This window comes from Bacillus sp. FJAT-28004 (assembly GCF_001280845.1).
GTDB lineage: Bacteria > Bacillota > Bacilli > Paenibacillales > Paenibacillaceae > Pristimantibacillus.
On sequence record NZ_LGHP01000001.1, the window covers coordinates 2975845 to 2979100 of the forward strand.

Sequence of the window (3256 nt, forward strand, 5' to 3'; positions counted from 1 at the left end):
CCAGCGTTCGTCCTGAGCCAGGATCAAACTCTCCAAATTGGTGTTTGAAATGCTCATTACTTTTTATCGCTTTTTTCGCTTATCCCGAAGGATTTTCGAGGCAGTTATTACTCGTTGTTCAGTTTTCAAAGAGCAAACTATTCTTTCGTTTGTCATGCTTGTTTTACTTGCTGTCCGCGTGTGTCTCTCGGCCAGAAATAGAATATACCATGTACTGGCCTACTAATGCAAGTCTTTTTTGAAATTAATTTATTATATTCATTATTTTAATACGCAAATACCATTTAATACGGCTTTAATGCCTATTTAACACTACATTTAAGCATATAAATACATGATTCCATTAGCAATGATGAATAATAGCGTTAATTATAAATGGATATTGTTTACATAACAAACGAACTCCCCCTTATCATTCTAATATCATGATTTCTTGCAATCACTATAAGTTCAGCTCATCCCTCAATCCCGCCAAGATACTTCCATTTTTATATTTCTAGCGTCACAAAAAACCTGTTGACCTTCACGGTGCGTGAAGGTGTACGATGATGTTGTCAGGAGGTGAACACATGGAATACACCATACAAAAGCTAAGTCAGTTAGCTGGAATTAGTACACGTGCTCTGCGCTATTACGACGAGATCGACATGCTCAAGCCTGCACGAATCAATTCCTCGGGCTATCGTATTTATGGGCAAGCAGAAGTAGATAAATTACAGCAGATTCTATTTTACAAAGAGCTTGGGATTGGATTAGAGGAAATCAAGGCCATCGTGACATCACCTTCTTTTGACGGTGAAAAAGCACTGCTCCAGCATCGACAAAAGCTTTTAGAGAAAAGAGTACAGTTAGACCAGCTTATCGCTAATGTCGATAAAACAATAGCTCAAAAAGAAGGGAGAATAAAAATGGAGAATAAAGAAAGATTCGAAGGCTTTAAGCAGCAGTTAGTTAATGAGAACGAGAACAAATTTGGTAAAGAAATTAGAGAAAAGTACGGAGACGAGCAAGTGGATCTCTCTAACCAAATCGTCAAAAACATGACAGAGGAGCAGCACACAAAGATCGAAAAGTTAGGTGCTGAGGTAATAAGCCTGCTTGAAGATGCTTTTGCAACAGGTGATCCTGCAGGTCAGTTAGCACAGAAAGCAGCAGAACTGCATCGTCAATGGCTCACTTTTTATTGGGGCAGCTATTCGAAGGAAGCACACGCGGGTGTTGCTCAAATGTATGTAGATGATGAAAGATTTACTGCCTATTATGATAAAAACCAGCCTGGAGCTGCTGTATTTCTGCGGGATGCAATTCTAATTTATACTAGTGTGGATGACACGGTTAATCCATAAAGGAAGGTGTAGGAAGGCATTCATATGCCCACCTACACCTTCCTTTCCATTAATCGAATCTATAGACTTGCCTTTATGTAGAAATTTGGCCTCCAATTAAAGCCGCAATTCTATTTCATTGAGGGAATTAAGGGCATGCTTAGCGCAAACTCACTTCCTACTCCCTTTGTGCTTTTAAGCGCAAGTTTACCGCCAAGTAGATTGGCAAGCTGTATGCAAATCTAAAGCCCTAATCCAGTCCCTTCATATTTCCGCTGAATAGTGCTGTCCTCTTGTGAAAATGTATCAAAGACTCGCTGCTGATTTTCCTCATCTATTCCAATACCGGTATCCTTCACAGCGAATACAATGCAGTCAGTAAGTTGATCCTTGTATACGCGCAAAGTGACACCGCCCTGGTCCGTAAATTTGATAGCATTGTTTAATAGATTACGAATAATTTGGCTCAGCCTTTGTCCATCGGAAACTAGCATTTGAGGAGCCTCTTCCTCTATTATAACCTCAAAACTTAGCTGCTTCTTTTCGGCCATTTGAAAAAATTCATGATATACCAGCTCTGTTACATCCTCGACGGACACTTCTCCCCAGTTGATATCCATTTTCCCTGCTTCCATCTTGGATAGGTCCAGGATGTCATTAATGGTCCGCAACAGTTCGTTACTCGAGCTGTTAATCATATCTGCATACTCAAAATTCTCATTGTGTTCCTTGCTGGCCGTATTCTCTCGGATGAGCTCTGAGAGAACAATGATACTGTTTAGAGGTGTCCGAAGCTCATGCGACATATTGGAGAGGAAATCTGACTTGTACTTGGAAGACTTCATAATCTGTATAGCTTTGTCTTCCAGTTCCTTCGTCTGCTCCATTAGAAGCAAGTTATTGTTGCGCAGCTCGTCCGATCGGAGCTGTTCTTTATAGAAATCATTAATAATGAATAAGAAAAAGGCACCAAGCAAAATAGAAAGAGGCAGCGTATAGGGCATAATCTCCTTCAAATAAAACTCACGAGAGAGTGCCCCAAAGATGGCAATGCCAGTCACCTGAACAACATTAATTGTAAGTAAAGAAATCGTTGCCTTCATACGATAGCTCCATAACGGGCGTTGTTCGTAAAGTATGACGAGACCTGCAGCGACTAGCCCCATAATCGCAATATTAATTGATCCAGTTAGTGAGTTTGGCGTTATTCCATTAACAAAATATCTTGATGCAGAGATTCCAAGTCCAATAATAAGAACATGTCGTGGGTTTCGGAATATCAATGTCGCAAAAATAATAGGTACACTGCGCAAATCGAATACGGGGCCTTTCCCTAATTCAACTCCCACCATCATCGCCAACCAGCCTGATAAAATAAAAGTGACAATCAGTAGACTATTTTTCATAATAGATGATGTGCGATTTAGAAAATTTTTGTAAAGGATGTTTGAAAGGTAAGCACAAGTGATGAGAATGCTCAAATTTGTAAAAAAGGTGATGTAAAAATTCATATATTATCCTCCCCCTTGGCTGTTTTTATTGTACACGAGGCTAACTCCTTTGACAAAAAAACTCGAAATCAACCAATTCCAATATCATTTTCAGTTTTTAGACAACAAAAAAAGCCTTGCTAAGCAAGACTTCATTTGCCGTACTATGATGCGCGTAGAGGGACTTGAACCCCCACGGTCGCCCGCTAGATCCTAAGTCTAGTGCGTCTGCCAATTCCGCCATACGCGCGCATCCGAGATGAAAAAATGGTGAGTCATGTAGGATTCGAACCTACGACACCCTGATTAAAAGTCAGGTGCTCTACCAACTGAGCTAATGACTCATAGTTATGGTGGAGGATGACGGGATCGAACCGCCGACCCTCTGCTTGTAAGGCAGATGCTCTCCCAGCTGAGCTAATCCTCCATGGAAACACTAAA

General features: G+C 40.6%; 2 protein-coding genes and 3 tRNA genes. 1 reads left to right on the top strand and 4 read right to left on the bottom strand.

Annotation, left to right across the window (positions count from 1 at the left end; genetic code table 11):
* The first annotated feature begins 569 nt into the window (after positions 1-569).
* Positions 570-1346, top strand: coding sequence for a MerR family transcriptional regulator (locus tag AC787_RS12955; protein WP_054025169.1), 777 nt, complete (start codon positions 570-572; stop codon positions 1344-1346).
* 221 nt (positions 1347-1567) lie between these two features.
* Here AC787_RS12955 and AC787_RS12960 read toward each other — a convergent pair whose 3' ends face one another.
* From AC787_RS12960 to AC787_RS12975, 4 genes are all read right to left on the bottom strand, one after another.
* Positions 1568-2836: a sensor histidine kinase gene (locus tag AC787_RS12960; protein WP_054025170.1), complete on the bottom strand. Its 1269-nt coding sequence runs from the start codon at positions 2834-2836 to the stop codon at positions 1568-1570.
* 149 nt (positions 2837-2985) lie between these two features.
* Positions 2986-3065 (bottom strand) — tRNA-Leu (locus AC787_RS12965).
* Positions 3066-3083: 18 nt separating this feature from the next.
* Positions 3084-3159: transfer RNA gene (locus AC787_RS12970), tRNA-Lys, on the bottom strand.
* Positions 3160-3166: 7 nt separating this feature from the next.
* Positions 3167-3242: transfer RNA gene (locus tag AC787_RS12975), tRNA-Val, on the bottom strand.
* Positions 3243-3256: the final 14 nt, after the last annotated feature.